The sequence below is a fragment of the Achromobacter sp. 46006 genome, from assembly GCF_059761975.1.
On the sequence record NZ_JCBANN010000001.1, the window covers coordinates 66,463 to 92,812 of the forward strand.

27 protein-coding genes are annotated in these 26,350 nt (G+C 67.8%); 17 read left to right on the plus strand and 10 right to left on the minus strand.

Annotated features, from left to right (window positions below; all coding sequences use genetic code 11):
• Genes AC6LKG_RS00280 through AC6LKG_RS00295 form a run of 4 tightly spaced genes read left to right on the plus strand, consistent with a single transcriptional unit; the run spans position 1 to position 3,468 of the window.
• Positions 1-852, plus strand: coding sequence for a branched-chain amino acid ABC transporter permease (locus AC6LKG_RS00280; protein WP_498162126.1), 852 nt, complete (start codon positions 1-3; stop codon positions 850-852).
• The gene (locus tag AC6LKG_RS00285) at positions 849-1,937 is read left to right on the plus strand and encodes an ABC transporter permease subunit (protein ID WP_498161837.1); all 1,089 of its coding nucleotides are present in this window, start codon (positions 849-851) and stop codon (positions 1,935-1,937) included. Before AC6LKG_RS00280 ends, AC6LKG_RS00285 begins: the two co-directional genes overlap by 4 nt.
• A complete protein-coding gene (locus tag AC6LKG_RS00290) occupies positions 1,934-2,734 on the plus strand; it encodes an ABC transporter ATP-binding protein (protein ID WP_498161838.1) in 801 nt (266 codons plus the stop codon). The genes AC6LKG_RS00285 and AC6LKG_RS00290 overlap by 4 nt, the downstream gene beginning before the upstream one ends.
• On the plus strand, positions 2,731-3,468 hold the full coding sequence (locus tag AC6LKG_RS00295; RefSeq protein WP_498161839.1) for an ABC transporter ATP-binding protein: 738 nt from the start codon (positions 2,731-2,733) through the stop codon (positions 3,466-3,468). The genes AC6LKG_RS00290 and AC6LKG_RS00295 overlap by 4 nt, the downstream gene beginning before the upstream one ends.
• Positions 3,469-3,534: 66 nt before the next feature.
• Here AC6LKG_RS00295 and AC6LKG_RS00300 read toward each other — a convergent pair whose 3' ends face one another.
• Positions 3,535-4,818 (minus strand): MFS transporter, encoded by a 1,284-nt coding sequence (locus tag AC6LKG_RS00300; protein ID WP_498161840.1) that lies wholly within the window; start codon positions 4,816-4,818, stop codon positions 3,535-3,537.
• 131 nt (positions 4,819-4,949) lie between these two features.
• Here AC6LKG_RS00300 and AC6LKG_RS00305 point away from each other — a divergent pair, with 131 nt between their 5' ends.
• Both AC6LKG_RS00305 and AC6LKG_RS00310 read left to right on the plus strand, forming a co-directional pair.
• Positions 4,950-5,567, plus strand: a complete 618-nt coding sequence (locus AC6LKG_RS00305; RefSeq protein WP_498161842.1) for a TetR/AcrR family transcriptional regulator — start codon at positions 4,950-4,952, stop codon at positions 5,565-5,567.
• A 177-nt stretch (positions 5,568-5,744) separates the two neighbouring features.
• Complete coding sequence (locus tag AC6LKG_RS00310) at positions 5,745-5,966, plus strand: XRE family transcriptional regulator (RefSeq protein ID WP_498161844.1); 222 nt, start codon at positions 5,745-5,747, stop codon at positions 5,964-5,966.
• 138 nt (positions 5,967-6,104) lie between these two features.
• Here AC6LKG_RS00310 and AC6LKG_RS00315 read toward each other — a convergent pair whose 3' ends face one another.
• Positions 6,105-7,394 (minus strand): Nramp family divalent metal transporter, encoded by a 1,290-nt coding sequence (locus tag AC6LKG_RS00315; RefSeq protein WP_498161845.1) that lies wholly within the window; start codon positions 7,392-7,394, stop codon positions 6,105-6,107.
• A gap of 122 nt (positions 7,395-7,516) precedes the next feature.
• Positions 7,517-7,942 (minus strand): OsmC family protein, encoded by a 426-nt coding sequence (locus tag AC6LKG_RS00320; RefSeq protein ID WP_498161847.1) that lies wholly within the window; start codon positions 7,940-7,942, stop codon positions 7,517-7,519.
• Positions 7,943-8,189: 247 nt separating this feature from the next.
• Here AC6LKG_RS00320 and lhpI point away from each other — a divergent pair, with 247 nt between their 5' ends.
• The 7 genes from lhpI to AC6LKG_RS00355 all read left to right on the plus strand — a co-directional run bounded on the left by lhpI (position 8,190) and on the right by AC6LKG_RS00355 (position 14,747).
• A complete protein-coding gene (gene lhpI, locus AC6LKG_RS00325) occupies positions 8,190-9,134 on the plus strand; it encodes a bifunctional Delta(1)-pyrroline-2-carboxylate/Delta(1)-piperideine-2-carboxylate reductase (RefSeq protein ID WP_498161849.1) in 945 nt (314 codons plus the stop codon).
• A gap of 37 nt (positions 9,135-9,171) precedes the next feature.
• Positions 9,172-10,338 carry an ABC transporter substrate-binding protein gene (locus tag AC6LKG_RS00330; protein ID WP_498161851.1) on the plus strand — a complete coding sequence of 389 codons (1,167 nt, stop codon included), beginning with the start codon at positions 9,172-9,174 and terminating at the stop codon, positions 10,336-10,338.
• Positions 10,339-10,514: 176 nt separating this feature from the next.
• Positions 10,515-11,429 carry an ectoine/hydroxyectoine ABC transporter substrate-binding protein EhuB gene (gene ehuB, locus AC6LKG_RS00335; RefSeq protein ID WP_498161852.1) on the plus strand — a complete coding sequence of 305 codons (915 nt, stop codon included), beginning with the start codon at positions 10,515-10,517 and terminating at the stop codon, positions 11,427-11,429.
• Positions 11,430-11,438: 9 nt separating this feature from the next.
• Positions 11,439-12,092, plus strand: a complete 654-nt coding sequence (ehuC, locus tag AC6LKG_RS00340; RefSeq protein WP_498161854.1) for an ectoine/hydroxyectoine ABC transporter permease subunit EhuC — start codon at positions 11,439-11,441, stop codon at positions 12,090-12,092.
• Complete coding sequence (ehuD, locus tag AC6LKG_RS00345; protein WP_498161856.1) at positions 12,089-12,760, plus strand: ectoine/hydroxyectoine ABC transporter permease subunit EhuD; 672 nt, start codon at positions 12,089-12,091, stop codon at positions 12,758-12,760. The genes ehuC and ehuD overlap by 4 nt, the downstream gene beginning before the upstream one ends.
• Complete coding sequence (gene ehuA, locus AC6LKG_RS00350; protein ID WP_498161858.1) at positions 12,757-13,527, plus strand: ectoine/hydroxyectoine ABC transporter ATP-binding protein EhuA; 771 nt, start codon at positions 12,757-12,759, stop codon at positions 13,525-13,527. The genes ehuD and ehuA overlap by 4 nt, the downstream gene beginning before the upstream one ends.
• Before the next feature lie 107 nt (positions 13,528-13,634).
• Positions 13,635-14,747: an NADH:flavin oxidoreductase/NADH oxidase gene (locus AC6LKG_RS00355; RefSeq protein ID WP_498161860.1), complete on the plus strand. Its 1,113-nt coding sequence runs from the start codon at positions 13,635-13,637 to the stop codon at positions 14,745-14,747.
• A gap of 79 nt (positions 14,748-14,826) precedes the next feature.
• Here AC6LKG_RS00355 and AC6LKG_RS00360 read toward each other — a convergent pair whose 3' ends face one another.
• Genes AC6LKG_RS00360 through AC6LKG_RS00370 form a run of 3 tightly spaced genes read right to left on the minus strand, consistent with a single transcriptional unit; the run spans position 14,827 to position 16,777 of the window.
• Entirely contained in the window at positions 14,827-15,513 is a 687-nt protein-coding gene (locus AC6LKG_RS00360) for a dUTP diphosphatase (RefSeq protein WP_498161861.1), read from the minus strand.
• 57 nt (positions 15,514-15,570) lie between these two features.
• The gene (locus AC6LKG_RS00365; RefSeq protein WP_498161862.1) at positions 15,571-16,119 is read right to left on the minus strand and encodes a hypothetical protein; all 549 of its coding nucleotides are present in this window, start codon (positions 16,117-16,119) and stop codon (positions 15,571-15,573) included.
• Positions 16,120-16,138: 19 nt separating this feature from the next.
• On the minus strand, positions 16,139-16,777 hold the full coding sequence (locus AC6LKG_RS00370) for a DedA family protein (protein ID WP_498161863.1): 639 nt from the start codon (positions 16,775-16,777) through the stop codon (positions 16,139-16,141).
• A 105-nt stretch (positions 16,778-16,882) separates the two neighbouring features.
• Between AC6LKG_RS00370 and AC6LKG_RS00375 the strand changes: the two genes are divergently transcribed.
• The 4 genes from AC6LKG_RS00375 to AC6LKG_RS00390 all read left to right on the plus strand — a co-directional run bounded on the left by AC6LKG_RS00375 (position 16,883) and on the right by AC6LKG_RS00390 (position 20,544).
• Positions 16,883-17,923 (plus strand): metal-dependent hydrolase, encoded by a 1,041-nt coding sequence (locus AC6LKG_RS00375; RefSeq protein WP_498161865.1) that lies wholly within the window; start codon positions 16,883-16,885, stop codon positions 17,921-17,923.
• 137 nt (positions 17,924-18,060) lie between these two features.
• Positions 18,061-18,828 (plus strand): IclR family transcriptional regulator, encoded by a 768-nt coding sequence (locus AC6LKG_RS00380; protein ID WP_498161866.1) that lies wholly within the window; start codon positions 18,061-18,063, stop codon positions 18,826-18,828.
• A gap of 85 nt (positions 18,829-18,913) precedes the next feature.
• Positions 18,914-19,618: a dipeptidase PepE gene (pepE, locus tag AC6LKG_RS00385; RefSeq protein ID WP_498161868.1), complete on the plus strand. Its 705-nt coding sequence runs from the start codon at positions 18,914-18,916 to the stop codon at positions 19,616-19,618.
• Complete coding sequence (locus AC6LKG_RS00390; RefSeq protein ID WP_498161869.1) at positions 19,615-20,544, plus strand: DUF1177 domain-containing protein; 930 nt, start codon at positions 19,615-19,617, stop codon at positions 20,542-20,544. Before pepE ends, AC6LKG_RS00390 begins: the two co-directional genes overlap by 4 nt.
• A gap of 95 nt (positions 20,545-20,639) precedes the next feature.
• On the opposite strand, the gene coaBC is transcribed toward AC6LKG_RS00390, so the two are convergent.
• The 4 genes from coaBC to AC6LKG_RS00410 form a co-directional block, all read right to left on the minus strand.
• Positions 20,640-21,836, minus strand: a complete 1,197-nt coding sequence (coaBC, locus tag AC6LKG_RS00395) for a bifunctional phosphopantothenoylcysteine decarboxylase/phosphopantothenate--cysteine ligase CoaBC (RefSeq protein ID WP_498161870.1) — start codon at positions 21,834-21,836, stop codon at positions 20,640-20,642.
• A gap of 158 nt (positions 21,837-21,994) precedes the next feature.
• Positions 21,995-22,492 carry a signal peptidase II gene (gene lspA / locus AC6LKG_RS00400; protein ID WP_498161872.1) on the minus strand — a complete coding sequence of 166 codons (498 nt, stop codon included), beginning with the start codon at positions 22,490-22,492 and terminating at the stop codon, positions 21,995-21,997.
• 29 nt (positions 22,493-22,521) lie between these two features.
• Entirely contained in the window at positions 22,522-25,383 is a 2,862-nt protein-coding gene (gene ileS / locus AC6LKG_RS00405; RefSeq protein ID WP_498161874.1) for an isoleucine--tRNA ligase, read from the minus strand.
• Positions 25,373-26,338, minus strand: coding sequence for a bifunctional riboflavin kinase/FAD synthetase (locus AC6LKG_RS00410; RefSeq protein ID WP_498161876.1), 966 nt, complete (start codon positions 26,336-26,338; stop codon positions 25,373-25,375). The genes ileS and AC6LKG_RS00410 overlap by 11 nt, the downstream gene beginning before the upstream one ends.
• Positions 26,339-26,350: the final 12 nt, after the last annotated feature.

A 26,350-nucleotide genomic window follows, 5' to 3' on the forward strand; every position in this document is an offset into this window, starting at 1 on the left:
ATGGTGTACGGCATCATCGGGCTGATCAACTTCGCGCATGGCGACGTCGTCATGATCGGCGCGATGGCGGCGACCACGATCGCCATCTCGCTGGTCGGCGGCGACCCATCCGCATCCGCCTTCGTGGTGCTGGGCCTGGGCCTGCTGGTGTCGGTGCCGCTGTGCATGGCGGTGGGCTGGACTGCCGAGCGCGTGGCCTACCGACCGCTGCGCCGCGCTCCGCGCCTGGCCGCCCTGATCACCGCCATCGGCGTGTCCATCATCCTGCAGAACCTGGCGATGATGGGCTGGGGCCGCAACTACCTGAACTTCCCGCAGGTGCTGTCGCCGCAGGTGTTCGAGATCTTCGGCGCGCGCATGAGCACGCTGCAGATCGCCATCGTCGCGATCGCCGCGCTGATCATGGGCGGGCTGCTGGCGGTGGTGCACAAGACGCGCCTGGGCACCGCCATGCGCGCCACCGCGCAGAACCGCGAAGTGGCCGGCCTGATGGGTGTGAACATCAACACCGTGATCTCGGCGGCGTTCCTGATCGGCTCGGCGCTGGCCGCCGTGGCCGGCATGATGGTCGCCACCTATTACGGCGTGTCGCAATACACCATGGGCTTCATGCTGGGCCTGAAGGCGTTCACGGCCGCGGTGCTGGGCGGCATCGGCAATCTGGTCGGCGCCATGGCGGGCGGCCTCTTGCTGGGCATCATCGAATCGCTGGGCGCCGGCTACATCGGCGACCTGACCGGCGGCTTCCTGGGCAGCCATTACCAGGACGTGTTCGCGTTCTTCGTGCTGGTGCTGGTACTGATTTTCCGTCCGTCCGGCCTGCTGGGCGAACGCGTGGGGGATCGCGCATGAGCACCACCCTGAAAAACCGCGGGTTCTCGACCCGCAACCTGATCGGCATCGCGTTGATCGGCATTGTGCTGGCGGTGCTGCCGTTCGTGCTCGGCATGGCCGGCCAGAGCTGGGTCCGCATTCTTAACTTCGCGTTGCTGTACGTGATGCTGTCGCTGGGCCTGAACATCGTGGTGGGCTTCGCCGGCCTGCTCGATCTGGGCTACATCGCGTTCTACGCGGTGGGCGCCTACACCTGGGCGCTGCTGGCCTCGCCGCACTTCGGCCTGCACCTGCCGTTCTGGGCGATCCTGCCGATCGCGCTGGCGGTGGCGTGCCTGTTCGGGGTGCTGCTGGGGGCGCCGACGCTCAAGCTGCGCGGCGACTACCTGGCCATCGTGACGCTCGGTTTCGGCGAGATCATCCGCATCTTCCTGAACAACCTGAACGCGCCGGTCAACATCACCAACGGCCCGCAAGGCATCAACCGCATCGACACCTTCAAGGTGGGCGAGTTCGCCTTCGGCCGCACCGAGAGCCTGCTTGGCATGCGCGTGACCGGGCCGGAGAAGTACTACTACCTGCTGCTGGCGCTGACGCTGATCATCATCCTGGTGTGCGTGCGCCTGCAGAATTCGCGCATCGGCCGCGCCTGGGAAGCCATCCGCGAAGACGAGATCGCGGCCAAGGCGATGGGCATCAACACGCGCAACATCAAGCTGCTGGCCTTCGCCATGGGCGCTTCGTTCGGCGGCGTGGCGGGCGCGCTGTTCGCCTCGATGCAGGGCTTTGTCAGCCCGGAGAGTTTCTCGCTGATGGAATCGATCTCGATCCTGTGCATGGTGGTGCTGGGCGGCATGGGCCACATCCCGGGCGTGATCCTGGGCGCGCTGATCCTGGCCGCGTTGCCCGAGTTCCTGCGCGCGGTGGTCGAGCCGGTGCAGCAGATGCTGTTCGGCGCCGTCGTGCTGGACCCGGAAGGCATCCGCATGCTGCTGTTCGGCCTGGCGATGGTGTGCGTGATGCTGTTCCGCCCCGCCGGCCTGTGGCCGTCGGCCGTGCGCCGGCGTGAACTGGCGACCAAGGCCCAGGGAGGCGCGGCATGAGCAAACTGCTGCAAGCCCAGGGACTGGGCAAACGCTTCGGCGGCCTGCAAGCGCTGTCGGACGTCAGCTTCGACATCGAGCAGGGCGAGATCTACGGCCTGATCGGGCCCAACGGCGCCGGCAAGACGACGCTGTTCAACGTGCTCACGGGCCTCTACATTCCGGAAGACGGCAGTTGTACGTTCAACGGCGCGTCCATGTCGGGCAAGAAGCCGCACGAGGTGGCGCATGCAGGCCTGGCGCGCACGTTCCAGAACATCCGCCTGTTCGCCAACCTGAGCGCGATCGAAAACGTGATGATCGGCCGCCACATGCGTACCCGCGCCGGCGTGCTGGGCGCGGTGTTCCGCACCCGCGCCACGCGCGCCGAGGAAGCCGCCATCGAGGCTCGCGCCCAGGAATTGCTGGAATACGTCGGCATCGGCCATCGCGCCAACGACGTGGCGCGTTCGCTGCCCTACGGCGACCAGCGGCGCCTGGAGATCGCGCGCGCGCTGGCCACCGATCCCAAGCTGCTGGCGCTGGACGAACCGGCCGCCGGCATGAATGCCTCGGAAACCGTGGTGCTGCGCAAGCTGATCGAGAAGATCCGCGGCGATGGCGTCACGGTGCTGCTGATCGAACACGACATGAAGCTGGTCATGGGCCTGTGCGATCGCGTGCTGGTATTGGAGTACGGCAAGGTGCTGGCCATGGGCAAACCCGCCCAGGTGCAGCGCGACCCGAAAGTCATTGAAGCGTATCTGGGCGCGGGCGCCGCCCAGGATCCGCTGATTCATCAGGAGCGCCCGGCATGACGACGGCAAGCAATCCCCTACTGGAACTGCGCGGCCTGCAGGTCGCCTATGGCGGCATCCGCGCGGTGCGCGGCATCGACCTGCGGGTGGATGAAGGCGAACTGGTCTGCCTGATCGGCGCCAACGGCGCCGGCAAGAGCACGACCCTGCGCGCCATCTGCGGCCTGGTGCCGCTGGCCGGCGGCGAAGTGGTCTATGGCGGTCAGTCCATCGGCGGCAGGAAATCGCACGAGCTGGTGCGCCAGGGACTGGTGATGGTGCCCGAAGGCCGCGGCATCTTCGGCCAGCTCACCATCGAGGAAAACCTGGCGATGGGCGCGTATATCCGGCGCGACGCCGCGCAGGTGCGGCAGGATACCGACCGGGTGTTCACGCTGTTTCCGCGCCTGGCCGAACGTCGCAGGCAGGCGGCCGGCACGCTCTCGGGCGGCGAGCAGCAGATGGTGGCGATGGGCCGCGCGATGATCGCGCGCCCCAGGCTGCTGCTGCTGGATGAGCCCTCGATGGGCCTGGCACCGCTGATGGTGGAAAAGGTCTTCGAGGTGGTGCGCACCATCGCCAGCGAAGGCGTGACGATCCTGCTGATCGAGCAGAACGCCCGCCTGGCGCTGGAGAACAGCCACCGCGGCTACGTGATGGAGTCCGGCGAGATCACCCTGTCGGGTCCCGCCGCCGACATGCTGCACGATCCCAAGGTGCGCGCCGCGTACCTGGGGGAAGTGGAAGAGGCCTAGGCCTGTCCTTTCGCCGCAATGAAAAGCCCGGCAGGCCGGGCTTTTTTTGTGCCGCGCGGGGGCGTACTACGCGGGTTGTGCCACGACCCGCTCGCGGCCGATCATCAGCGCGATGACGGCGGCGATCAGGCCGGTGGCGCCGGCCGCGACGAAGGCCATCAGGTAGCTGCCTTGCGACTGGCGCACCACGCCCGCCATCCAGGCGGCGCTGGCCGCGCCCAGCTGGTGGCCGGCGACGATCCAGCCGAACACGATGGGCGCCTCGCGGTCGCCGAAGGCTTCGGTGGCCAGGCGCAGCGTGGGCGGCACGGTGGCGATCCAGTCCAGGCCGAAGAACACGGCGAAGATCGCCAGGCCGTAGAACGAAAAGTCGGAATACGGCAGGTAGATCAGCGCCAGTCCGCGCAGCCCGTAGTAGACGAACAGCAGCTTGCGCGGATCGTAGCGGTCGGTCAGCCAGCCGGAGGCGGTGGTGCCGAACAGGTCGAAGATGCCCATTACCGCCAGCAGGCCGGCCGCCTGCACTTCGGGGATGCCATGGTCGCCGCAGAGCGCGATCAGGTGCGTGCCGACCAGGCCGTTGGTGGTGAAGCCGCAGATGAAGAAGGTGGCGAACAGGAACCAGAAGGTGCGGGTCCTGGCGGCGCGCGCCAGGGCGCCGAAGGTGGCGGCGATCATGCCGGTGCGCGGCGCCGCAGGCGCGGGTGGCGCATGCGGATCGCTGCCGAACGGCATCAGGCCGACGCTGGCGGGACGGTCGGGCACCAGCCACCAGGCCAGCGGCACCAGCGCGGCGGCGGCGCCGGCCACGGTCCAGACCACCCGGGTCCAGTCGCCCGACGACGCCAGCGCCGCCAGCAGCGGCAGGAAGATCAGCGTGCCGGTGGCGGTGCTGGCCGTCAGCAGGCCCATCATCAGGCCGCGGTGCTTGCTGAACCAGCGGTTGACCACGGTGGCGCCCATGACGACGGCGACCGCGCCCGAGCCGATGCCCGAGAACACGCCCCAGGTCATCAGCAGGTGCCACGGCTGGGTCATATAGGCGCTGATGGCGCTGGAGGCGGCCATCAACGACAGGGCGGCGATCAGCACGCGGCGCAGGCCGAAGCGTTCCATCGCGGCCGCGGCGAACGGCCCGACCAGGCCGTACAGGAAGATGCCGACGGCGGCGGCGAACGAGGTGGTGCCGCGGTTCCAGCCGAAGTTTTCCTCCAGCGGCACCAGCAGCACGCTGGGCGAGGAGCGCAGGCCGGCCGATACCAGCAGGGCCAGGAACACGACCGCGATCACGACAAAGGCGTACTTCTGGCCGGCGCGGCGGAAGGGGATGGGGAGTCGGGATATACTCATGTTACTGACCGGTACGTATTTTGGTTTGCGAATGGTACGTACCGGTTAGTAACATCGTCAAGAGATATTTTTGACGACCCTGTTCCAGGGCGGCCGGCCTTGCCGGCCGGTCTCAGCAAGGAGTCTTTCGAATGGCCAGTAAATCCCCCGCGGGCGGCAAGGCCGCCGACGCTTCAGCCAAACCGTTGCTGGCGGCCGACCGCATCCGCCAGACGGCGCGCGAGATGTTCTACCGCGACGGCATCCGTGCGGTGGGAGTGGACGCCATCGTCAACCAGGCCGGCGTCACCAAGCCCAGTCTCTATCGCAGCTTCTCGTCCAAGGACGAGCTGGCGGCGACCTACCTGCGCGACTACGACGCGGAGTTCTGGGGGCGTTTCAATGCCGCCTGCGATGCCCATCCGGGCGATCCGCGCGCGCAGTTGCGCGCCTATCTGTCAGGCTTGAGCGTACGGGCGGTGCAAAGCGGCTACCGGGGCTGCGGCCTGACCAACGCGGCGGTCGAGTACCCCGAGGCGGGCCATCCGGCGCGCGAAGTGGCGATCGCGCACAAGCTGGAGTTGCGCCAGCGCCTGAGGGCGATGGCAGCCGGCATGGGAGCGCCCGATGCCGAAGCGCTGGGCGACGGTCTGCTATTGCTGATCGAGGGGGCTTTCGTCTCCAGCCAGTTGTTCGGCGAAGGCGGACCGGCGGGGCGGGTGGCTGACATGGCCGACAGGCTGATCGATGCCCACCTTGTGCGTCGATAGGGTTTGTGCAATGCACAGTAATGGTGCCGGAAGCGGTGCCTGATGCACCGTAATGGTGGTGTTTGTACCCATTTCGCAACGGCAAAAATAATGCTAGGCAGTTTTATTGCAACGCAGCAACCACAGGTCTAAGATGGACTTGTGCTGTTCCCATCGCGCCTTCTCAAGGAGAGAATCATGAGCGATACCGCGTTGAAAAATGCCCGTATGTCGGATGCGCTGGAGCGGTCGCTGATCCGCGAGGCCATCAAGGCGGAAACCCTGTCCGGTCCGTTCTCTCGCATGGGCTGGCGTCGGCTCAAGCTGCGCCTGCGCCGCCTTGGCGGCGCTGTCGGTGAAGTGCTGCACGATATGGACGCGGGCCGCCGCCAGCATCCGGTGACCTCCGCCCACCGTTGAGCGCCGGATCCACGCCATGAAAAGACGCCAGTGATTGCTGGCGTTTTTTCATGGCTGGCCGGTTTCAGGCGGGGGCTGCCGCGGCGCCGATGATCCAGCCCAGGAATGCCTCGCGCCGAGGGCGCGGGATGGTGAGGCTTACACCACCATGTCCACCAGCAGGTAGCCGTCCAGCAGGATGATGCCAACGGTGGCGATCACGGCCGCCCAGGCCCAGGCGCCGCGCAGGACGTGGCGGCCCATTACCTGCTTGCGGCAGGCCAATACCACCAGCGGCCCCAACGCGAAGGGCAGGGCCAGGCTCAGGACGACCTGGCTCAGCACCAGCAACTGGTCGGGATCCTGGCCGCCGGTGAAGGCCAGCAGGGCGGCGGCCACGGTGCCGGCGATCAGCCGCGTAACCAACGCGCGGCGGCGGTCGGACCAGCCGCGGTTGATCTGGAAACCGCTCGACAGGATGCGGCCGGCCAGCACGCCGGTGATGGTGGAGCTTTGGCCGGCTGCGTACAAGGCCACCGCGAACACGACGGCGGCGCCGATGCCGAGGGTCTGGCCGATCACCGCGTGGGCGTCGTCCAGGCTGGAGACGATGATGCCTGAACCGGACAGCGAGGCCGCCGCGACGATCATGATGGCGGAGTTGATCAGCATGGCCACGCCCAGCGACACCAGGGTGTCGTTGCGGGCCACGCGCATGGCCAGGTCGCGGGCGCCGGCCGGCAGCGCGCGGGCGCGTTGCGCCAGCGATCCGGAATGCAGGTAGAGGTTGTGCGGCATCAGCGTCGCGCCGAGGATGCCGAGCGCGATCAGGAAGCCTTGCGGGTCGCGCAGCGCGTGGCCGGTCTGCGTCATGCCATGGGCCACGTCGGTCCAGGCCGGATTGGCCTTGAACAGCAGGAACACGAAGGACGCGGCCACCACCGACAGCAGCACGGCGATGACGCGCTCGTGACGGTCGGCGTTGCCGCGCGTCAGGGCCAGCACGGCGAAGGTGCCGACGCCGGTGACGGCCACGCCGCCCAGCAGCGGCAGGTTGAACAGCAGGCGCAGCGCAATCGCGCCGCCGATCAGTTCGGCCAGCGCGGTGGCCAGGATGGCGGCTTCACCGGCCAGCCAGGCGGCCTTGGCAGTGCGCGGCGACAGGTGGCGGGCGGTGAGGCTGGCCAGGTCTTCGCCGGTGGCCAGGGCCAGGCGCGATACCAGCACCTGGAAGCCCAGCGCCAGGATGGCCGAGGCGATCACGACCAGCAGCAGACCGTAGCCGAAGCCGCTGCCCCCGGCGATGTCGGTGGCCCAGTTGCCCGGGTCGATATAGCCGACCGCCACCAGGATGCCGGAGCCGACCACCCGGCGCAGGTTGGCCGAAACCTGGGCGTCATGTGAGAACGCCGCCTTGCCGCCAGAAATCGCGTAGATGAATCGGGTCATGTTCGTTCCTGAGAATGGTTCTCATTTTCCATGTCTCAGGCATGACCGTCAAATTGATTTTCGGCAAGCCTCGGATAGGGCGGGCCAATGGCGCCGCCCGTGGTCGGGCCTGCCGGGGCCGGTCAGGACTTGAGCTTGGCGTCCATGGTGATCCTGGCGTTGAGCACCTTGGAAACCGGGCAGCCCTTTTCGGCCTTGCGCGCGGCCTCCTCGAAGGCCTGGGCGCTGGCGCCGGGAATCACCGCTTCCACGGTCAGGTGCACGGCGGTGATGGCGAAGCCGTCGTCGGCCTTGTCGAGCGTGACCTCGGCCTTGGTGTCCAGGCTTTGCGCCGTCAGACCGGCTTCGCCCAGGATGTTGGACAGCGCCATGGTGAAGCAGCCGGCATGGGCAGCGCCCAGCAGTTCCTCGGGATTGGTACCGGGGGTGTCGCCAAAGCGCGTGTTGAATCCATACGGCTGGTTCTTGAGTGCGCCGCTCTGAGTGGAAATCGTACCCTTGCCCGTCTTCAGATCGCCCGACCAGGCGGCGGTTGCGGTTTTCTTCATGCGTGACTCCTGTTGAGGGAACGCGCCCGCGACGGACGCGTCCGGTTGAGGGAGCGCGCGGCTCGCCAGCGGCGGCGCGCGTTGCCGGAAGGGGCATGGACCATGATACGGCGCGCGTGGCGGGGCGTCGCCTGTCGGCCGCCCGCATCCGGCAAGCCGATGTAACCGCGGCTAGCGGCGCCTTGTCAGCGCCGCGCGGCGCCGTCACACTTCCCCCTGGCTCAAACCGAACAGGCATTGGATACAGATGGTAGTGATCGACACCGAACAAACCCGCCGCGCATTGTCGTTCGACGCGGCGATCCCGGCCTTGCGCAAGGCGTTCCGCCAGGGCGCCCACGTGCCGCCGCGCCACGTCCACGCCATCGAGTCGGGTGGCGCGCACGGCACCACGCTGATCATGCCGGCCTGGAACGAGCAGGGTTACTTCGGCGTCAAGGTCATCAACATCTTTCCCGAGAACACGCGCCAGTCGCTGCCGGGCCTGCACGCCACCTACAACCTGTACAGCGCCCGCACCGGCGTGCCGCTTGCGCAGGTGGACGGTGACCTGGTGACGGTGTTCCGCACCGCCGGCGCGGCGGCGCTGGGTGCCTCATACCTGGCGCGCGAGGATGCGCGGGTGCTGGTCATCGTGGGGTCGGGCCGCATCGCCGGGCTGGTGGCGCAGGCCATGCGCACGGTACGGCCGATCGACAAGGTGTGGGTCTGGAATGTGCGTCCGGCCGGCGCCGAGGCGCTGGCCGCGGCGCTGCGCCAGCAGGGTTTCGATGCCAGCAGCACCCTGGACCTGGAACAGGCCGTGCGCCAGGCCGATATCGTCAGTTGCGCGACGCTGTCGACCGTGCCGCTGGTGCGCGGCGACTGGCTGCGCCCCGGCACCCACCTGGACCTGATCGGCAGCTTCAAGCCCGACATGATCGAGACCGACACGGCCTGCTTCGACGGCACCACGGTCTACGTGGATACCGACGAGGCGCCGACCAAGGCCGGCGACCTGCTGGCCGCGTTCGAGGCCGGCGTGCTGGCGCGCGAGGATATCCGCGGCAACCTGACGGATCTGGTGCTGGGACGCGCGCCGGGCCGCGCCGGCGCGGAGGAAATCACGGTTTTCAAGGCGGTCGGCAGCGCCCTTGAAGACCTGACGCTGGCGGCCCTGGTCTACGAGGCCCGCGGCGGTCAGGCAAAATAGCGGCATCCGCTGTTTTTTCCTTCTCCAAGCCGTCGTCATGTCCCGTTTCTTTCTTCGCTATGCCTGCGCCGTCGCGCTGGCCGTTCCCGCCCTGTCCGCCCATGCCGAGATCGTGATCGGGGTGGATGTCTCCACCACCGGCCCGGCCGCGGCGATCGGCATCCAGACCAACAATGCCATCCGCCTGTGGCCGAGCACGCTGGGCGGCGAACCGGCGCGCTACGTGGTGCTCGATGACGGCACGGACGTCAGCCGCGCGGTCAAGAACCTGCGCAAGCTGACCTCCGAAGACAAGGTCGACGCCATCGTCGGCCCCAATACCACCGCCGCGGCCCTGGCCGCCCTCGACGTGCTGGCCGAGACGCGCACGCCCATGATCGCGCTGGCGGCCTCCAGCGTCATTGTCGAGCCGCTGTCCGATCCCAAGCGCGCCTGGGCCTTCAAGATGCCGCAGAACGACTCGCTGATGGCGACCGTACTGGTCGAGGACATGAAGAAGAAGGGCTTCAAGAATGTGGCCTTCATTGGTTTCGCCGATTCCTATGGCGACAGTTGGTGGAAGGAATTCTCGGCGGCCGCCGGCAACGACCTGAAGATCGTTGCGCAGGAACGCTTCCAGCGCACCGATGCGTCGGTGGTGGGGCAGGTGCTGAAGGTGATCGCGGCCAAGCCCGACGCGGTGCTGATCGCCGGCGCCGGCACGCCGTCGGCGCTGCCGCAGAAGACGCTGCTGGAGCGCGGCTACACCGGCGCCATCTACCAGACCCACGGCATCGGCACGCTGGAATTCCTGCAGGTCGGCGGCAAGGACGTCGAAGGCACGCTGTTCCCCACCGGGCCGGGCGTGGTGGCGCGCGAATTGCCGGATGCGAATCCGGTCAAGAAAGTGGCGGTGGACTTCGCCGACAAGTACGAGCGCCAGTACGGCGCCAACACCCTGACGCAGTTTGCCGGCGACGCCTATGGCGCCTGGATGCTGCTGGATTCCGCCGTGGCACGCGCGCTCAAGACCGGCGCCAGGCCCGGTACGCCGGAATTCCGCGCCGCGTTGCGCGATGTCCTGGAAAATACCCGCGGCCTGGTCGTGCCCAACGGCGTGCTCAATATCTCCAAGGACGATCACCAGGGCTTCGATGAACGCGCCCGCGTCATGGGCGTGGTCCGCAATGGCAAGTTCTCCTACGCGGGGGCGGCGCAAAAATAGGGACGACATAGTCCCCTACGGTTCGTAACGAGTGCTCACCCGTCATAGGGCCGGGTGAGGGAAAAGCAGGCTTCGGCCTGCTTTTTTCGTTCATATCATTAGAGGTGAAATGATTTAATGTCGTATCATTTTTAGCGAAGCCATGTACCTAGAAATAAATTTGGGAGAAAAAGACCATGATCGTCCAACGCACCCGCCGCGTCGTGCTGGCCCTGGGCCTGGGCCTGTTGGCTGCCTGCTCCGACTCCGGTTCGGACAAGACCGCCTCCACCGGCGATAACGCCTCCGTCGCTGGCGCCAGCACGCTGGAGGCCGCCAAGGCCGCCGGCAAGATCCGCATCGGTTACGCCAACGAGGCGCCGTTTGCCTACATGGACAGCAAAGAGGCCAAGGTCACCGGCGAGTCGGTGGAAATCGCCCGGGTGGTGCTCAAGCGCATGGGGATCAACGAGGTCGAAGGCGTGCTGACCGAATTCGGCTCCCTGATCCCGGGCCTGCAGGCCAAGCGCTTCGACATCATCGCGGCCGGTATGTACGTCACGCCCGAACGCTGCGGCCAGGTGGCGTTTTCGAACCCCACCTATGGCGTGGGCCAGGCATTCCTGGTCAAGCAGGGCAACCCGAAGAACCTGCATAGCTACGAGGACGTGGTCAAGAACCCCGACGCCAAGCTGGGCGTGGTGGTGGGTGCCATCGAGGCCGAATACGCCGCCAAGGTCAAGGTGCCGCAAGGCCAGGTCGTGGTGTTCCCGGACGCGGTCAGCGCATTGTCCGGGGTGCAGGCCGGCCGCGCCGACGCCTATGCCGCCACCGCCCTGACGGTGAATGACCTGATGGGCAAGACCGATGCCGGCAGCGGCCTGGAGAAGGCCGAGCCGTTCACCGACCCGGTGATCGACGGCAAGGGCGTGCGCGGGTATGGCGCCTATGCGTTCCGCACTGAAGACAAGGCGTTTGCCGATGCCTTCAATGCCGAACTGGCCAAGTTCATCGGCACCGACGAACACAAGCAATTGGTGGCGCCGTTCGGCTTCACGCCGGATGAGTTGCCCCAGGGGGTCACGGCGGCCAAGCTCTGCGCCGGTCAGTAGGGGGCGCCGATGCAACTCCTTCCCGAACATATCGCCGAGCTGGCGCCGCCGCTGCTGGAAGGGCTGATGGTGACGCTGGAGATCATGGCGGGCGCCGTGGTCCTGGCGGTGCCGCTGGCGCTGGCTGCCGGCATCGGGCGCCTGTCGACATTGCGGCCGGCGCGCTGGCTGGCATCGATCTACATCGAAGTATTCCGCGGCACTTCGGCGCTGGTGCAATTGTTCTGGTTCTATTTCGTGCTGCCGCTGTTCGGCGTGCAACTGCCGGCCATGCTGGTGGGCATCGTGGTGCTGGCGCTCAACGCCGGCGCCTACGGCGCGGAGGTGGTGCGCGGCGCCATCCGCGCGGTGCCGCCGGGGCAACGCGAGGCTGGCGTGGCGCTGAACCTGACGCGCGGCCAGATCATGCGCCGCATCGTGCTGCCCCAGGCCATCCCGGCGATGCTGCCGCCGGCCGGCAACCTGCTGATCGAACTGCTCAAGAACACCGCGCTGGTTTCGCTCATCACCATCACCGACCTGACCTTCCGCGGCCAGTTGCTGCGCAGCGAAACCCTGCGCACCACCGAGATCTTCACGCTCATGCTGCTGCTTTATTTCGCGGTGGCGCTGCTGATCACCGCCGGCGTGCGCCTGCTTGAACGGAGGGTGCGGATCCGATGAAACCGATATTCGACTGGTCCTTCGCCCTGGAGATCCTGCCCACGCTGGGCTCGGCGCTGATCATCACCATCCAGGCCACGGTGCTGGGCATGCTGGTGGCCGTGACGCTGGGCCTGGCGCTGGCGCTGCTGCGGCGTTCGCGCCTGGCGCTGTTGTCGCTGCCCACGGCCTTCGTCATCGAGTTCGTGCGCAGCACGCCGTTGCTGGTGCAGATGTACTTCCTGTTCTACGTGTTGCCCTTGACCGGGGTGCAGATGTCGCCGCTGGCGACCGGCATCGTGGCGCTCGGCCTGCACTACGCCACCTATTGCGCCGAGGTCTACCGCGCCGGCATCGAGGCGGTGCCGCGCGGCCAGCTTGAAGCGGCGCGGGCCCTGAACATGTCGCCGTGGCGCACCGCTGTCGGCGTGGTGCTGCCGCAGGCGATTCCGCCGGTGGTGCCGGCGCTGGGCAATTACCTGGTGGCCATGTTCAAGGACACGCCGCTGCTGTCGGCGATCACGGTGGTCGAACTGCTGCAGCAGAGCAAGATAATCGGCTCAACCACCTTCCGCTACACCGAACCCCTGACCCTGGTCGGCGCGCTGTTCCTGGCGTTGAGCCTGGTCGCGGCCTGGGGCGTGCGCGGCCTGGAGGCCCGCCTGCAACGATACGGAGGAAAACGATGAGTTCCAGCATCACCATCAAGAACCTGCACAAGCGCTATGGCGAGCTGGAGGTACTCAAGGGCATCAACCTGGAAATCCCGGCCGGCCAGACCGTCGCGGTGATCGGGCCGTCGGGTTCGGGCAAGTCGACCCTGCTGCGCGTCCTGATGACGCTGGACCAGCCGACCAGCGGCGACATCGAAATCGATGGTGAATCGATGTGGACCGACGCCCAGGGCCGCCCGGCGGGTGTCAACTCCGAACACCTGCGCAAGGTGCGCGGCAAGATCGGCATGGTGTTCCAGCACTTCAATCTGTTCCCGCACATGACAGCGCTGGGCAACACCATGGAGGCGCCGGTGCATGTGCTGGGCCTGCCGCGCGACCAGGCGCGCGAGCGCGCGGTGGAATACCTGGAGATGGTCGGCCTGGGCGACAAGCTCGACGTCTATCCGGCGCAGTTGTCGGGCGGCCAGAAGCAGCGCGTCGGCATCGCCCGCGCGCTGGCAATGTGTCCCGAGATCATGCTGTTCGACGAAGTCACTTCGGCGCTCGATCCGGAGCTGGTGGGCGGGATCCTGCAGATCCTGCGCGACCTGTCCGCGCGCAAGAGCATGACCATGATCATCGTCACGCACCAGATGAAGTTCGCCGAGCGCAGTTCGGACCGCACGCTGTTCTTCGACGCCGGCAACATTGTCGAGGATGCCGCGTCGCAGACGCTGTTCAGCGAGCCCAAGGAAGCGCGTACCCGGCAATTCCTGGACAGCGTGATCGAAGGGCAATAGATGAGGCGGGCAGCGCCTTAAGCCCCCACGCGGGCGTCGGGATTGGCGGGCCGGGCGCTGGCCGGCGCTATGCTGTGCATCCGCGTCCATCGCCCGGAGCCCTACGCATGAGTCATCTTTTCAGTTCCACGTCAGTCGGCAATGTCGAATTGGCCAACCGCATCGTCATCGCGCCCATGTGCGAATACTCGGCCGACGAGGGCCGAGCCACCGACTGGCACATGATCCACCTGGGCCACCTGGCCCTGTCGGGCGCGGCGCTGCTGTTCACCGAAGCCACCGCGGTCGAGGCCGACGGCCGCATCTCCCCGGGCGACCTGGGCCTCTGGTCCGACGAGACCGAAGCCGCGCTCGGCCGCGTGGTGCAGGCAGTACGGCGTTACTCGCCCATCAAGCTCGGTATCCAATTGGGACACGCCGGCCGCAAGGCGTCCAGCCATGCGCCCTGGGACGGCGGCCAACTGGTGCCGCCGGAGCAGGGCGGCTGGCAAGGCTGGGCGCCATCGGCGCTGCCCCACAATGCCGCCGAGCCCGCGCCGCGCGCGCTGGACGCCGCCGGCCTGGCGCGGGTACGCAACGCGTTCGTCGACAGCGCCCGCCGCGCCATCCGCCTGGGTTTCGACGCCATCGAGCTGCACGCGGCCCACGGCTACCTGCTGCACCAGTTCCTGTCGCCGCTGGCCAACCAGCGCGACGACGAATACGGCGGTTCGCTGGAGAACCGCATGCGCTTTCCGCTGGAAGTGTTCCGCGCGGTGCGCGAGGTGACGCCGGCGTCGGTGGCGCTGGGCGTGCGGGTGTCGGCCACCGACTGGGTCAAGGGCGGCTGGGACCCCGCGCAGACCGAGGCCTTCGCGCTGCGGCTCAAGGAATTGGGCTGTGAGTTCATCGACGTCTCCAGCGGCGGCGTGTCGCCGCTGCAGAAGATCCCGGTGGGGCCGAACTACCAGGTGCCGTTCGCCGACGCCCTCAAGCGCGCGGTCGGCCTGCCCACCATCACCGTCGGCCTGATCACCGAGGCGCAGCAGGCCGAGGACATCCTGGCGCAAGGCCAGGCCGACATGGTGGCGTTGGCGCGCGGCATGCTGTATGACCCGCGCTGGCCCTGGCACGCCGCGGCGCAACTGGGCGGCCAGGTCAGTGCGCCGCGCCAGTACTGGCGTTCGCAGCCGCGCCAGTTGAAGGAACTGTTCGGCGAGACGCGCTTCGGCCAGCGCTGACGGCCGCAAATCAGTCCATGAAAAACGCCGCGTGACGCGGCGTTCTTCATGGACGGGCGGCAGGTGCGCGCACTGGGGCCTACAGGCGCGAATAGGCCGCTTCCAATTCGCGATGCAGGATGTCCGCGAAGTCGGCGCGGGCGGGGTCGTGCTGCGACAGCAGGCGCGCCAGCACCACGTTGTCTTCTTCGCCGTTCCAGATCTTGATGTAGGTGCCTTCCTTGTAGCCGTGGCGTTGGCGGAAGATGTTCAGCACGTTCTTGGAGACGTACTGGGTATAGGCATCGTTCCAGCTCATCTCGCAGGCGGTCATGCTCTGCTCGAGCAGCTTGAAGCTGGCGCGGCCGCACACTGCCAGGCCGCCGATCAGTTCCAGCAGTTCGGGCACGTCCAGGCTGGCCAGCGCGTAGCTCTTGCCGTCCAGCGTGATCGAGGCCGGGCCGGCCAGGTCGGCCACCAGCGCGGCGGCAGCGGCATTGACGTCGCCGCGGGCCTGCACGATGGTATGCGACAGGTAGAAATGCAGGATGTCGACCAGTTCCATCTGCACCTGCGGCAGGTCGATGGTCTGCTTCTTCCACCACTTCCAGCCGTAGTGCTCCAGGGCCTCGGCCGATTCGACGAAGGCGGCGCGCAGGAAGCGGGCGCCGCCGTTGATCCAGTCCGGATTGATCATGCTGTTCAGGTCGCCTTGCAGCTTCAGCATCGTGGCCGCCTGGGCCTGGTTCAATCCGACAACGTTGTTCACTTTCACTCCGGTATTCATGGGTCTGTGCGAGGGCGGCGGAAATGTTAGCACCATTGCCGCCGCGACCGCGGCGCGTCAGCCGTCCTTGCGGTGCGACGAGGCCTTGAACGGCGGCAGTTTTTCCAGCGGCCGCTTGCGCGGATCGCGCGCGCCGCCGGCCGCCTTGAACAGCATCAGCGCGAAAAAACCCAGGAACACTGCCGGCATGAAGTCGTCCAGGTCGAAGCGCGGCGCGCGCAGCGCCCGGAAGGCAATATTGACGGCCGCCCAGCCGGCCACGGCGCCGGCAATGGTCAGGAAGATGCCCTGCTTGCGCTGGCGCGCGCGCCTGGCCAGCGAGACTGCCTCGGCATCGGTCTGCCCGGGGGCGATGGTGTCGGGGATGGCCTCCGCGGGCCGCGATTGCAGCGGCGGCGGCGCCGTCCTGCCCCAGGTCAGGTCGTCCAGGGACTCGTGGCTGGGTGCCGGGGCGGGCGTGGGCATCGGCGCGGCCGCGGGCATCGCGGCCTGGCGCCTGGCCTCGGCCTTGCTCGGCACCCGCCCAGGTGTGGCGCCGCCGGCGCGCGCCAGGTTTTCGATGTAGCGCGCGAAGTCGCCGTTTTTCGGCTCCATGTCGATGGCCATGCTGTTCTCCGCTGGGGCCCTAGTTGCCGCGACGGATCCGCGCCGGCTGCCGGCGTTTGCGCATCATCGCGACCAGAAGCCCGCATCCTAGCAGCACCGAGAGGCCAGCGCCGATCATCATGGCGATCTGCTGGGCGTTTTCGGCCGCGCCCAGGCTGCGCGCGGTAATGTAGCCGGGCGCCAGCATCAGCGGCATCCACAGCAGCGCCGACAGCACGTTGGCCATCTGGAAGCGGCCTTGGGCCATGCCCATGACGCCCGCCACGGTCGGGATGGTCGAGCGGATCGGGCCCAGGAAACGCCCGATCAGCACCGAGGCGAAGCCGTAGCGGTAGAAGAACAGCCGGGCGCGCGCCACGGCGGTGCGCTGCTGCCTGAGCGGCCAGCGCCGCAGTACGTTGGGGCCGGCCCAGCGGCCCAGGCCATATGACAGCGCATCGCCGACGATGGCGCCGGCGATGCCCCAGGCCATGATGTTCCACGGGTCGAGCGTGCCCGCGCCGATCAGGCCGCCGGTGAGCAGCATCAGCGCCGTGGCGGGAATGAACAGCCCCAGCAGCACCATCGATTCCCCCAGCGTCAGCAGGAAGGTGATGGGGCCGGCCCAGGCCTGGTTGGTCTCGATCAGCACGCCGATCTTGTCGATGTATTGGTCCATGGCGCGAAAGTTGAAAATTAGCTGAATTCAATCGGGTATCTTAACGCCTGCATGATGGACGGCGCGTGAACGTCGCCGTCCGCTGAAGGCTATCGTCGGAGTTCTATGGATTCGGTTACACAGGCCGTGCTGGGCGCGGGCATACAGGGGGCGCTGCTGGGGCGCGTGCAAGGCCGGCGGGCGCTGATCTACGGCGGGGCGCTGGCGACGGTGCCGGATCTGGATGTGCTGATGCGCTATCCGGACCCGGTGTCGCTGATGACCTACCACCGCGGCTTCTCGCATTCGATCTTCGTGCTCACCGGCCTGGCGGCGCTGCTGGCCTGGCTGATACGCAAGTATTGGCCGCAGGCGCCATACAGCGCGGGGCGGCTGTTCCTGACACTGTGGCTGGTCCTGGTGACGCATCCCGTGCTGGACGCCTTCACCGTCTACGGCACGCAATTGTTCTGGCCGCTGCCCTCGACACCGGAGAGCTGGTCGGCCATTTTCATCATCGATCCGGCCTATACCGTACCGTTGCTGCTGGCGGCGGTCTATGCGGTGATCGCGGGCATGACACGCCGTGCCCGGCGCTTGCTGGCCGGGGCACTGATCTTCAGCACCGCCTATCTGGGATTCGGGCTGGCCGGCCGCATTGCCGCCGAGCAGCGGGTACGCACGGCGATGCAGGCGCAGGGCATCGCCGTGAGCGAGCTGCGCGCCGTGCCGATGCCGCTCAATACGCTGCTGTGGCGGGTCATCGCCAAGACGCCCGATGGTCATTACTACGAGGCAGTCAGTAGCTGGTTCGACCGCGATCCGCCGGAATGGCTGCGCCAGCCGCTCAATCCCGGACTGGGCCAGGCGCTGGCCGCGGTGCCGCTGCATCAGCGGCTGCGCTGGTTCACCGACGATTGGCTGCGCTACGACGCGCTGGACGATGCCTTGGTGGTGACTGACCTGCGCATGGGCATGGCAGGACACTACAACTTCCGCTTCAAGATGGCCGAGCGCGGCGCCGACGGCGGCTGGCGGCCGGTGACGCCGTCCCGCTGGCCGGGGGCGCGGGGCGGCTGGGCGGAATTGAAATTGCTGCTGGCCCGCATACCCTATGCGCAGCCGCCGTTGCCGCTGGCGCAATGGGCGCAGACCGCCACGCGCTAGCCGGGCCCTGGCCGGGGGTATTAATGCGCCTTCCGGCTGACGCGTTCGCCGGCGCCATGGCGTATTGACCGGGAATCGGGCGTTGCATTATTCTTGTTCAAAATTAAGGAACATTGGTTCCGATTTATGGAACATTGATGAGCATTCTCGATGGCGTCCAGCGCGTGCTGGCGCTTTACGCGGGCGGCGCGGCGGAACTGAGCTTCACCGACGTGGCGCAGCGCCTGGCCATGCCCAAGAGCACTGCCTCGCGCCTGTTGAACCAGATGCAGCATTACGGCCTGCTGGACCAGGACACGGTCACCCGTCGCTATCGTCCTGGCGCGCTGCTGGCGCAGGTGGCGCGCGCCGGGCAGGCCGCGACACCGCTGGACGAGGCCTGCCGCAAAGTGCTGGCGCGCCTGTCCGACGACAGCGGCCTGACCGCTTACCTGTCCACCCTGAACCAGCGCGAAACTGTCGTCCTGCAGCGCCTGAACGGTTCGCACCCTGTGCAGGTGCTGTCGCCGCCGGGCTCGCGCCGCGCCGCGTCGGGCACCGCGATGGGGCGGGCGTTGCTGTCGCGCCTGACCCAGGACGAGTTCGATGCGCTCTATGGCGCCGATCCGGCGCGACCGCTGCCGATGGAAGGCAAGGATTGCCCGGCCACCGTCGGCGAGCTGGCGCAGCGCGTGGCGCAGACCCGCGCCGACCGGTGCGGCATCGTCATCGACCAGGCCATGCCGGGTATCGGCGCGGTGGCGGCGGCGGTGCGCGACCCCGGCAGCGGAGAGCTGCGCGGCCTGTGTCTGTCGTTCGTGTCGTTCCAGGTCGACGCCGCCCGCGTGGCGCTGCTGCGTGAGGCGCTGGTGCGGCACGTCGCGGCCTTGGGCCGCGAGTTGAACGATCCCTACTGGCTGGCCTGATACTTCGCGTCCGCCCGGCCGCATTGCCCGATCCGGCCGCGCCCGCGCGACGTCCCGATTTCACCGATTCCACGGAACCTGACTCATGAATCTTCTGCTTCTCAGCAATTCCAGCAGCGACGCTGGCTACCTGGTGCACGCGCTGCCCGACATCCGCGAACTGATCGCGGGCCTGCCGCCCGGCGCCCCGGCGGTGTTCGTGCCGTATGCCGGTGTCACCCGCGGCTGGGACGACTACACCTCGCTGGTGACGACGGCGCTGGCCGACACCGGCCTGGCCATCCAGCCGCTGCACCGCGCTGCCGATCCGCTGGCCGCGCTGGAGCAGGCCGCCGTCATCATCGTCGGCGGTGGCAACACCTTCAACCTGCTTGGCCAGTTGCGCCGCCAGGGCCTGCTGGGCGTGGTGGCGCGCCGCGTGCGCGAAGGCGCCGCCTACCTGGGCTGGAGCGCCGGGTCCAACCTGGCATGCCCCAGCATCTGCACCACCAATGACATGCCGATCGTCGACCCCGAAGGCTTCGATGCGCTGGGCCTGTTGTCCTTCCAGATCAATCCGCACTACACCAACGCCCACCCGCCCGGCCATCGCGGCGAAACGCGTGCGCAGCGCCTGGCCGAGTTCTGCACGCTGAACCCAGCCATGCCGGTGCTGGGCCTGCCCGAAGGCGCCGCGCTGCGCGTGCGGGGCAAGACCATTACGCTGGTCGGTCCGCACGATGCGCCGCTGTTCATCGGCAGCGCCGAACCGCGCGTGTTCACGCCCGGTCCGCTGGAGCTTCCGGCATGAAACAGGTCATCGACGCCATCGAGTTGCTGTCCTCGGCCCGCGTCACGGGCGAGGCGGTGGCGCAATGCCTGCGCGAGGCCGGCGACTGCGAGGTCGAGGTCACGCGGCTGGAGCGTGATGGCGCCGCCACCGAGTTTCTCTCCATCGTCATCCGGGGAGTCGATGACGACGCGCCGCAACTGGGCATCGTCGGTCGCCTGGGCGGCATCGGCGCGCGTCCCGCCGTTACCGGCCTGGTGTCCGACAGCGACGGCGCGGTGGTCGCCATTGCCGCCGCGCTCAAGATCATGGCCATGGCGCGTCAGGGCGATGTGCTGCCCGGCACGGTGCGCATCCGTACCCACATCTGTCCACGCGCCGGCACCCGTGCGCATCATCCCGTGCCGATGATGCGTTCTCCTTTCCCGATGCGCGAAATGATGGCGCACGAAGTCGATCCGCGCATGGACGCGATCCTTTCGGTCGACACTTCCCGCGGCAATCGCCTGGTGAACCGCCGCGGGGTGGCGCTGACGCCCGTGGCCCGGCAGGGCTACCTGCTGCGCATTCCGGAAACCATGCTGGACGTAATGGAGTGGGTCAGCGGCGAACTGCCCCTGACGCTGCCGCTGACCACGCAGGACATCACTCCCTACGAAAACGGCCTGTGGCACGTCAATTCACTGATGCAGCCGGCCATCGCCACCGGCGCGCCGGTGGTGGGGGTGGCCCTGACCGCGCAGACCACCGTGCCCGGCTGCGCCACCGGCGTGACCAACGCGGTCGACGCCGACGTGGCAATGCGTTTCTGCATCGAGGTCGCCAAGCTGTTCGGGCAGGGCGCCCTGACCTTCTTCGACGCCGCCGAATGGGATGCGTTGCAAGGCCGTTATGGTTCGATGGGACATCTGCAGACCATCGGCCGCGAGCCTGGACCCGCGCAATGAGCGCGCGCCCGCTGTTCTCGGCATGCGGCCGGCGCCGCGAGTAAAAAACGCCAGGCCTGCGCCTGGCGTTTTCATTGGGCCGGCAGGCGCTCGCGTCAGGCCGGCAGCCGCGCCGCGATCTCGGCGATCAGGCGGCGCGCGGCGTCCAGCTTGTCGGCGGCCGGCAGCGGGTGCGCGCCCTGCGCGTCGAACAGCACCAGTTCGGTGGTGTCGGCGTCCATCACCTTGTGCGCCAGGTTGCCGACCAGTAGCGGAATGCCCTTGCGCTGGCGCTTGGCCTCGGCGTGTTCGGCCAGCTTCTCGGTCTCTGCCGCAAAGCCCACGCACCAAGGCCCGTCCTTCAGCTTGGCCACTTCGGCCAGGATGTCGGGGTTGGGCTCGAATTCCATCTGCGGCGCGCCGCCGCCTTCGCTGGTCTTCTTCAGCTTCTGGTCGCTGACATTCTTCACGCGCCAGTCGGCCACTGCCGCCACGGCGATGAAGATGTCGGCGTCGGTGGCGCTGGCCATCACGGCGTCGTGCATCTGCCGCGCCGTCATCACCGACAGGGCGGTGACGCCGCGCGGCACGGGCAGGGCGGTGGCGCCGGTGATCAGCGTGACGCGGGCGCCGGCTTCGCGCGCGGCGCGGGCCAGGGCGTAGCCGGTCTTGCCCGACGAGCGGTTGCTCAGCACGCGCACCGGGTCGACCGGCTCGGAGGTGGGGCCGGCGGTCAGCAGTACGTGGCGGCCGGCCAGCAGCTTGGGCTGGAAGAAGGCGATCAGGTCGGTGAGGATCTCGTGGGCTTCAAGCATGCGCCCATCGCCGGTCTCGCCACAGGCCTGCTCGCCGGCGGCCGGGCCCAGGATGGTGATGCCGTCGGCGCGCAGTTGCGCCGCATTGCGCTGGGTGGCCGGATTGGCCCACATCTCGCGGTTCATCGCCGGCGCCACCAGCAGCGGGCAGGCGCGCGCCACGCATAGTGTCGACAGCAGGTCGTCGGCCATGCCGTGGGCCAGCTTGGCCATGAAGTCGGTGCTGGCCGGCGCGATCAGCACGGCGTCGGCGCCGCGCGTCAGATCGATGTGCGCCATGTTGTTGGGCACCCGCGGGTCCCAGGCATCGACGAAGACCGGACGGCCGGACAGGGCCTGCATGGTCACGGGCGTGATGAAGTGCGTGGCCGCCTCGGTCATCACCACGTCGACGATGGCGCCTTGTTCGGTCATGCGCCGCACCAGCTCGGCGATTTTGTAGCAGGCGATGCCACCGGTCAGGCCGAGGACGATGCGTTTGCGGGCGAGGTCGAGCATGGGCGTCGGACGGCGTTTGGATGCCGTCGAATCAGGGAACGGACAGTGATTTTATTCCGCATTGCCGCATTGCGCCGTTCGCGATGCGTGCAGGGGGGCTCAAATAGGCAAAAAACCCGGCCTGGGGCCGGGTTTCGATGGGGGACGGGAGACAGGGGTCAGGCGCGCCGCTTGCGGGCCCGCAGCAACTCATCCAGCACCAGCAGTACGGCGCCGCAGGTGATGCCGATGTCCGCCACATTGAAGGCCGGGTAGTACCAGTCGCGCCAATAAAACAGCAGGAAGTCCACCACATGGCCATACGCCACCCGGTCGATCACGTTGCCGATGGCGCCACCCAGGATCATCGCCAGCGCCAGGCAGAAGCGCGGCTGGCCGCGGGTGCGGCGCAGGATCACGGTGATGACCACCGCGGCGACGATGCCCAGGCCGGTGAACAGCCAGCGCTGCCAGCCTTCCTCGGACGCCAGGAAGCTGAACGCCGCGCCGCGGTTGTACAGCAGCGTGAAATCGAAGAACGGCAGCAGGTTCAGGCGTTCGCCATACTGGTACGAGGTGTTGAAGTACACCTTGGACAATTGGTCCATCACGACGATCGCCAGCGCGATGGCCAGCCAGCGGCCCACCCGTGCGGGGGCCGCGGCGGCGGACGCCACGGGGGCGGAGCCTTGCGGGCCGGCCATGCTCAGGCCTTGTCGCGGGCTTCGCCCGAGCCGAACAGGTTGGACACGCAGCGGCCGCAGATCTCGGGGTGATCCGGATCCTGGCCCACGTCCAGGCGCCAGTGCCAGCAGCGCTCGCACTTCTTGTGCTTGGACGGCGTGACCTCGATGCGCGTCTCGCCTTCGCCGGCGTGCACGGTGGCGCGCGAGACGATCAGCACGAAGCGCAGGTCGTCGCCCAGGCTGGCCAGCAATTGCCGGTCTTCGCCGCTGGCGTACAGGTCGACCTCGGCCTGCAGTGACGAACCGATGTCGCCGGCCGTGCGCACTTCTTCCAGCTTGCGCTGGACTTCGGCGCGGATGGCGCGCAGGCGCGCCCATTTGGACGACAGGGCCTCGGCGTCCGCGAACGGCGGCAGCGCGTGGTAGACCTCGGTGAAGATGGTGACACGGGCGGCGTCGGCCTGGTGCTTCAGGGCCGAGCCGACCAGTTCCTTCCAGGCTTCCTCGGCCGTGAACGACAGGATCGGCGCCATCAGCTTGAGCAGCGTCTGAGTGATGTCCAGCAGCGCGGTCTGGGCCGAGCGGCGGGCCACGCTGTCCACCTTCGAGGTGTACAGGCGATCCTTCAGGATGTCCAGGTAGAACGCGCCCAGGTCTTCCGAGCAGAACGTCTGCAGGCGCGACACCGCCGGGTGGAAGTCATAGCGCTCGTAGTGGCCCTGCACCTCGGCCTGCATCTGCGCGGTCATGGCCAGCGCGTAGCGGTCGATCTCGAGCAGCTCGCCGTAGGGCACGGACTGCGACACGGCGTCGAAGTCGGCCAGGTTGGCCAGCAGGAAGCGCAGCGTGTTGCGGATGCGGCGGTAGCCTTCGACCACGCGCTTGAGGATCTCGTCGGAGATCGACAGCTCGCCCGAGTAGTCGGTGGAGGCGACCCACAGGCGCAGGATTTCGGCGCCCAGCGAATCGGAGACCTTCTGCGGCGCGATCACGTTGCCAACCGACTTGCTCATCTTGCGGCCCTGGCCGTCCACCACGAAGCCGTGCGTCAGCAGGGCCTTGTAGGGCGGCTGGCCATACAGCATGCATCCGGTCAGCAGCGACGAATGGAACCAGCCGCGGTGCTGGTCGGAGCCTTCCAGGTAGAGGTCGGCGGGCCAGCCCAGTTCGGCGCCGTGCGAGCCGGCGAAATCGCCGTCCTTGCCGCCCAGCACGGTGGCGTGGGTGCTGCCCGAGTCGAACCACACGTCCAGCGTGTCGCGGTTCTTTTCGTACTGGTCGGCCTCGTCGCCCAGCAGTTCGCGCGGGTCCAGCGTCTGCCAGGCCTCGATGCCGCCTTGCTCGACGCGCTGCGCGACCTGTTCCAGCAATTCGGAGGTGCGCGGATGCAGCGCGCCCGTTTCCTTGTGCACGAAGAAGGCCATCGGCGTGCCCCACTGGCGCTGGCGCGACAGGGTCCAGTCCGGACGGTTGGCGATCATGGCGTGCAGGCGGGCGCGGCCCCAGGCCGGGTAGAAGGCGGTGGCGTCGATGCCGGCCAGCGCCGATTCGCGCAGGGTCGGGCCGCCGTCCTTGGGCTTGACGTCCATGCCCGCGAACCATTGGCTGGTGGCGCGGTAGATGATGGGCGTCTTGTGGCGCCAGCAGTGCATGTAGCTGTGCTTGTGCTTTTCGACGTGCATCAGCGCGCCGGCTTCCTTCAGGGCCTCGACGATCTTGGGGTTGGCGTCCCAGATCGACAGGCCGCCGAACAGCGCCAGGCTGTCGACGTACTTGCCGTCGCCCATGACCGGGCTGATGAAATCGGTGTCCTTCATGCCGTGCTCCTTGCACGAGATGAAGTCCTCGATACCGTAGGCGGGGGCCGAGTGCACCACGCCGGTGCCCGAGTCAGCCGTGACGTACTCGCCCAGGTACACCGGGGCCTTGCGGTCGTAGGCGGCTTCGAACTGCGCCAGCGGATGGCGGAACTCGATGCCCGACAGCGCCGCGCCCGGGGCGGTGGCGATGACTTCGCCTTCCAGGTTCCAGCCCTTCAGGCAGGCCTCGACCCGGTCGCGGGCGATCAGCAGCAGCGGGCCGAACTTGGGGGCGGGCGACACGCGCACCAGCGCGTATTCGATTTCGGGATGCAGGTTCAGCGCCTGGTTGGACGGGATGGTCCAGGGCGTGGTGGTCCAGATGACGATGGCGCCGTCGTCGACCTTGTCCACGCCGAAGGCCTTGGCCAGCCTGTCGTGCTCGGCGAACGGGAAGGCCACGTCCACCGCCGGGTCGACGCGGTCGGCGTATTCGACCTCGGCCTCGGCCAGCGCCGAGCCACAGTCGAAACACCAGTTCACGGGCTTGAGGCCGCGGAACACGTAGCCCTTGTCCAGGATGCGGCCCAGGGCGCGGATCTCGTCGGCTTCATTGCTGAAGTTCATCGTCATGTAGGGACGATCCCACTCGCCCAGCACGCCCAGGCGCTTGAAGTCCTTGCGCTGGCGGTCGATCTGCTCGAGCGCGTAGGCGCGGGCCTTGGACTGCACTTCGGCCACGGGCAGGTGCTTGCCGTACTTCTTCTCGATCTGGATCTCGATCGGCATGCCGTGGCAATCCCAGCCCGGCACGTAGTGCGCGTCATAGCCGGCCATGTTGCGGCTCTTGACGATGATGTCCTTCAGGATCTTGTTGACCGCGTGGCCGATGTGGATGTCACCGTTGGCGTAGGGCGGGCCGTCGTGCAGCACGAAGCGCGGACGGCCGCGGCTGGCGGCGCGGATCGCCTGGTAGACGTGGTTTTCCTCCCACTGCGCAATCCAGGCGGGCTCGCGCTTGGCGAGGTCGCCCCGCATGGGGAAGGGGGTATCGGGCAGGTTGAGGGTCTTTTTATAGTCCATGAACGGCAAAATAGGCGCGCGCGTTTCGCGCGTCTTCGGCGATGGCGGCAGTCAGGGAAGGGAGGTCAGGAAATTTTTCTTCGTCCCGCAGCTTTTGCAGGAATTCGACACGCACGAGTTTACCGTATGCGTTGACGGTCTCGTCGAGCAGGTGCGCTTCCAGCAGCACGCGTCCGCGGTCCTCGACGGTCGGGCGCACGCCCAGGCTGGCCACCGCCGGCAGGGCGCGGTCGGCCAGGCCGTAGACCTGCACCACGTAGATGCCGGAACGGGCCGCGCAGCGCTCGGCCACCCGCAGGTTCATGGTCGGATAGCCCAGGGTGCGGCCCAGCTTCTGGCCATGGATCACGTGGCCGCTGATATGGAACGGGTGGCCCAGCAGATGGCGGGCCCGGTCCAGGTCGCCCACCGCCAGGGCGGTGCGCACCTCGGAACTGGAAATGCGGTGGCCGTGGCGGTCGGTGACGTCGGCCAGGGTCTGCACCTCGAAGCCATGGCGCAGGCCGGCTTCGCGCAGCAGGTCGATGTCGCCGCTGCGCTTGTGGCCGAAGCGGAAGTCCTCGCCCACCAGCAGCCACTTGGTGTCCAAGCCGCGCACCAGCAGGTTCTCGATGAAGGCGTTGGCCGACATCTCGGCCAGGCGAGCGTTGAAGCGCTCGACCACGACTTGCGAAATGCCGTAGCGCGCCAGCGCTGCCAGCTTGTCGCGCAGCCCCGAAATGCGGGTTGGCGCCAGCTCGGGCCGCTGGTTGAGCGTGGCGAAGTACTCGCGCGGGTGGGGTTCGAAGGTCATCACGGCCGGGGTCAGGTTCCGGTCGCGCGCGACCTGGCAGACCCGCGCCAGCATGGCCTGGTGTCCGCGGTGGACGCCGTCGAAATTGCCGATGGTCAACGCGCTGGGAGCGCGCTGGGCGAGCGGCGGAAGGGATCGGTAGATGCGCAGCGGTGGTTTCACGAGCGAGAGTTT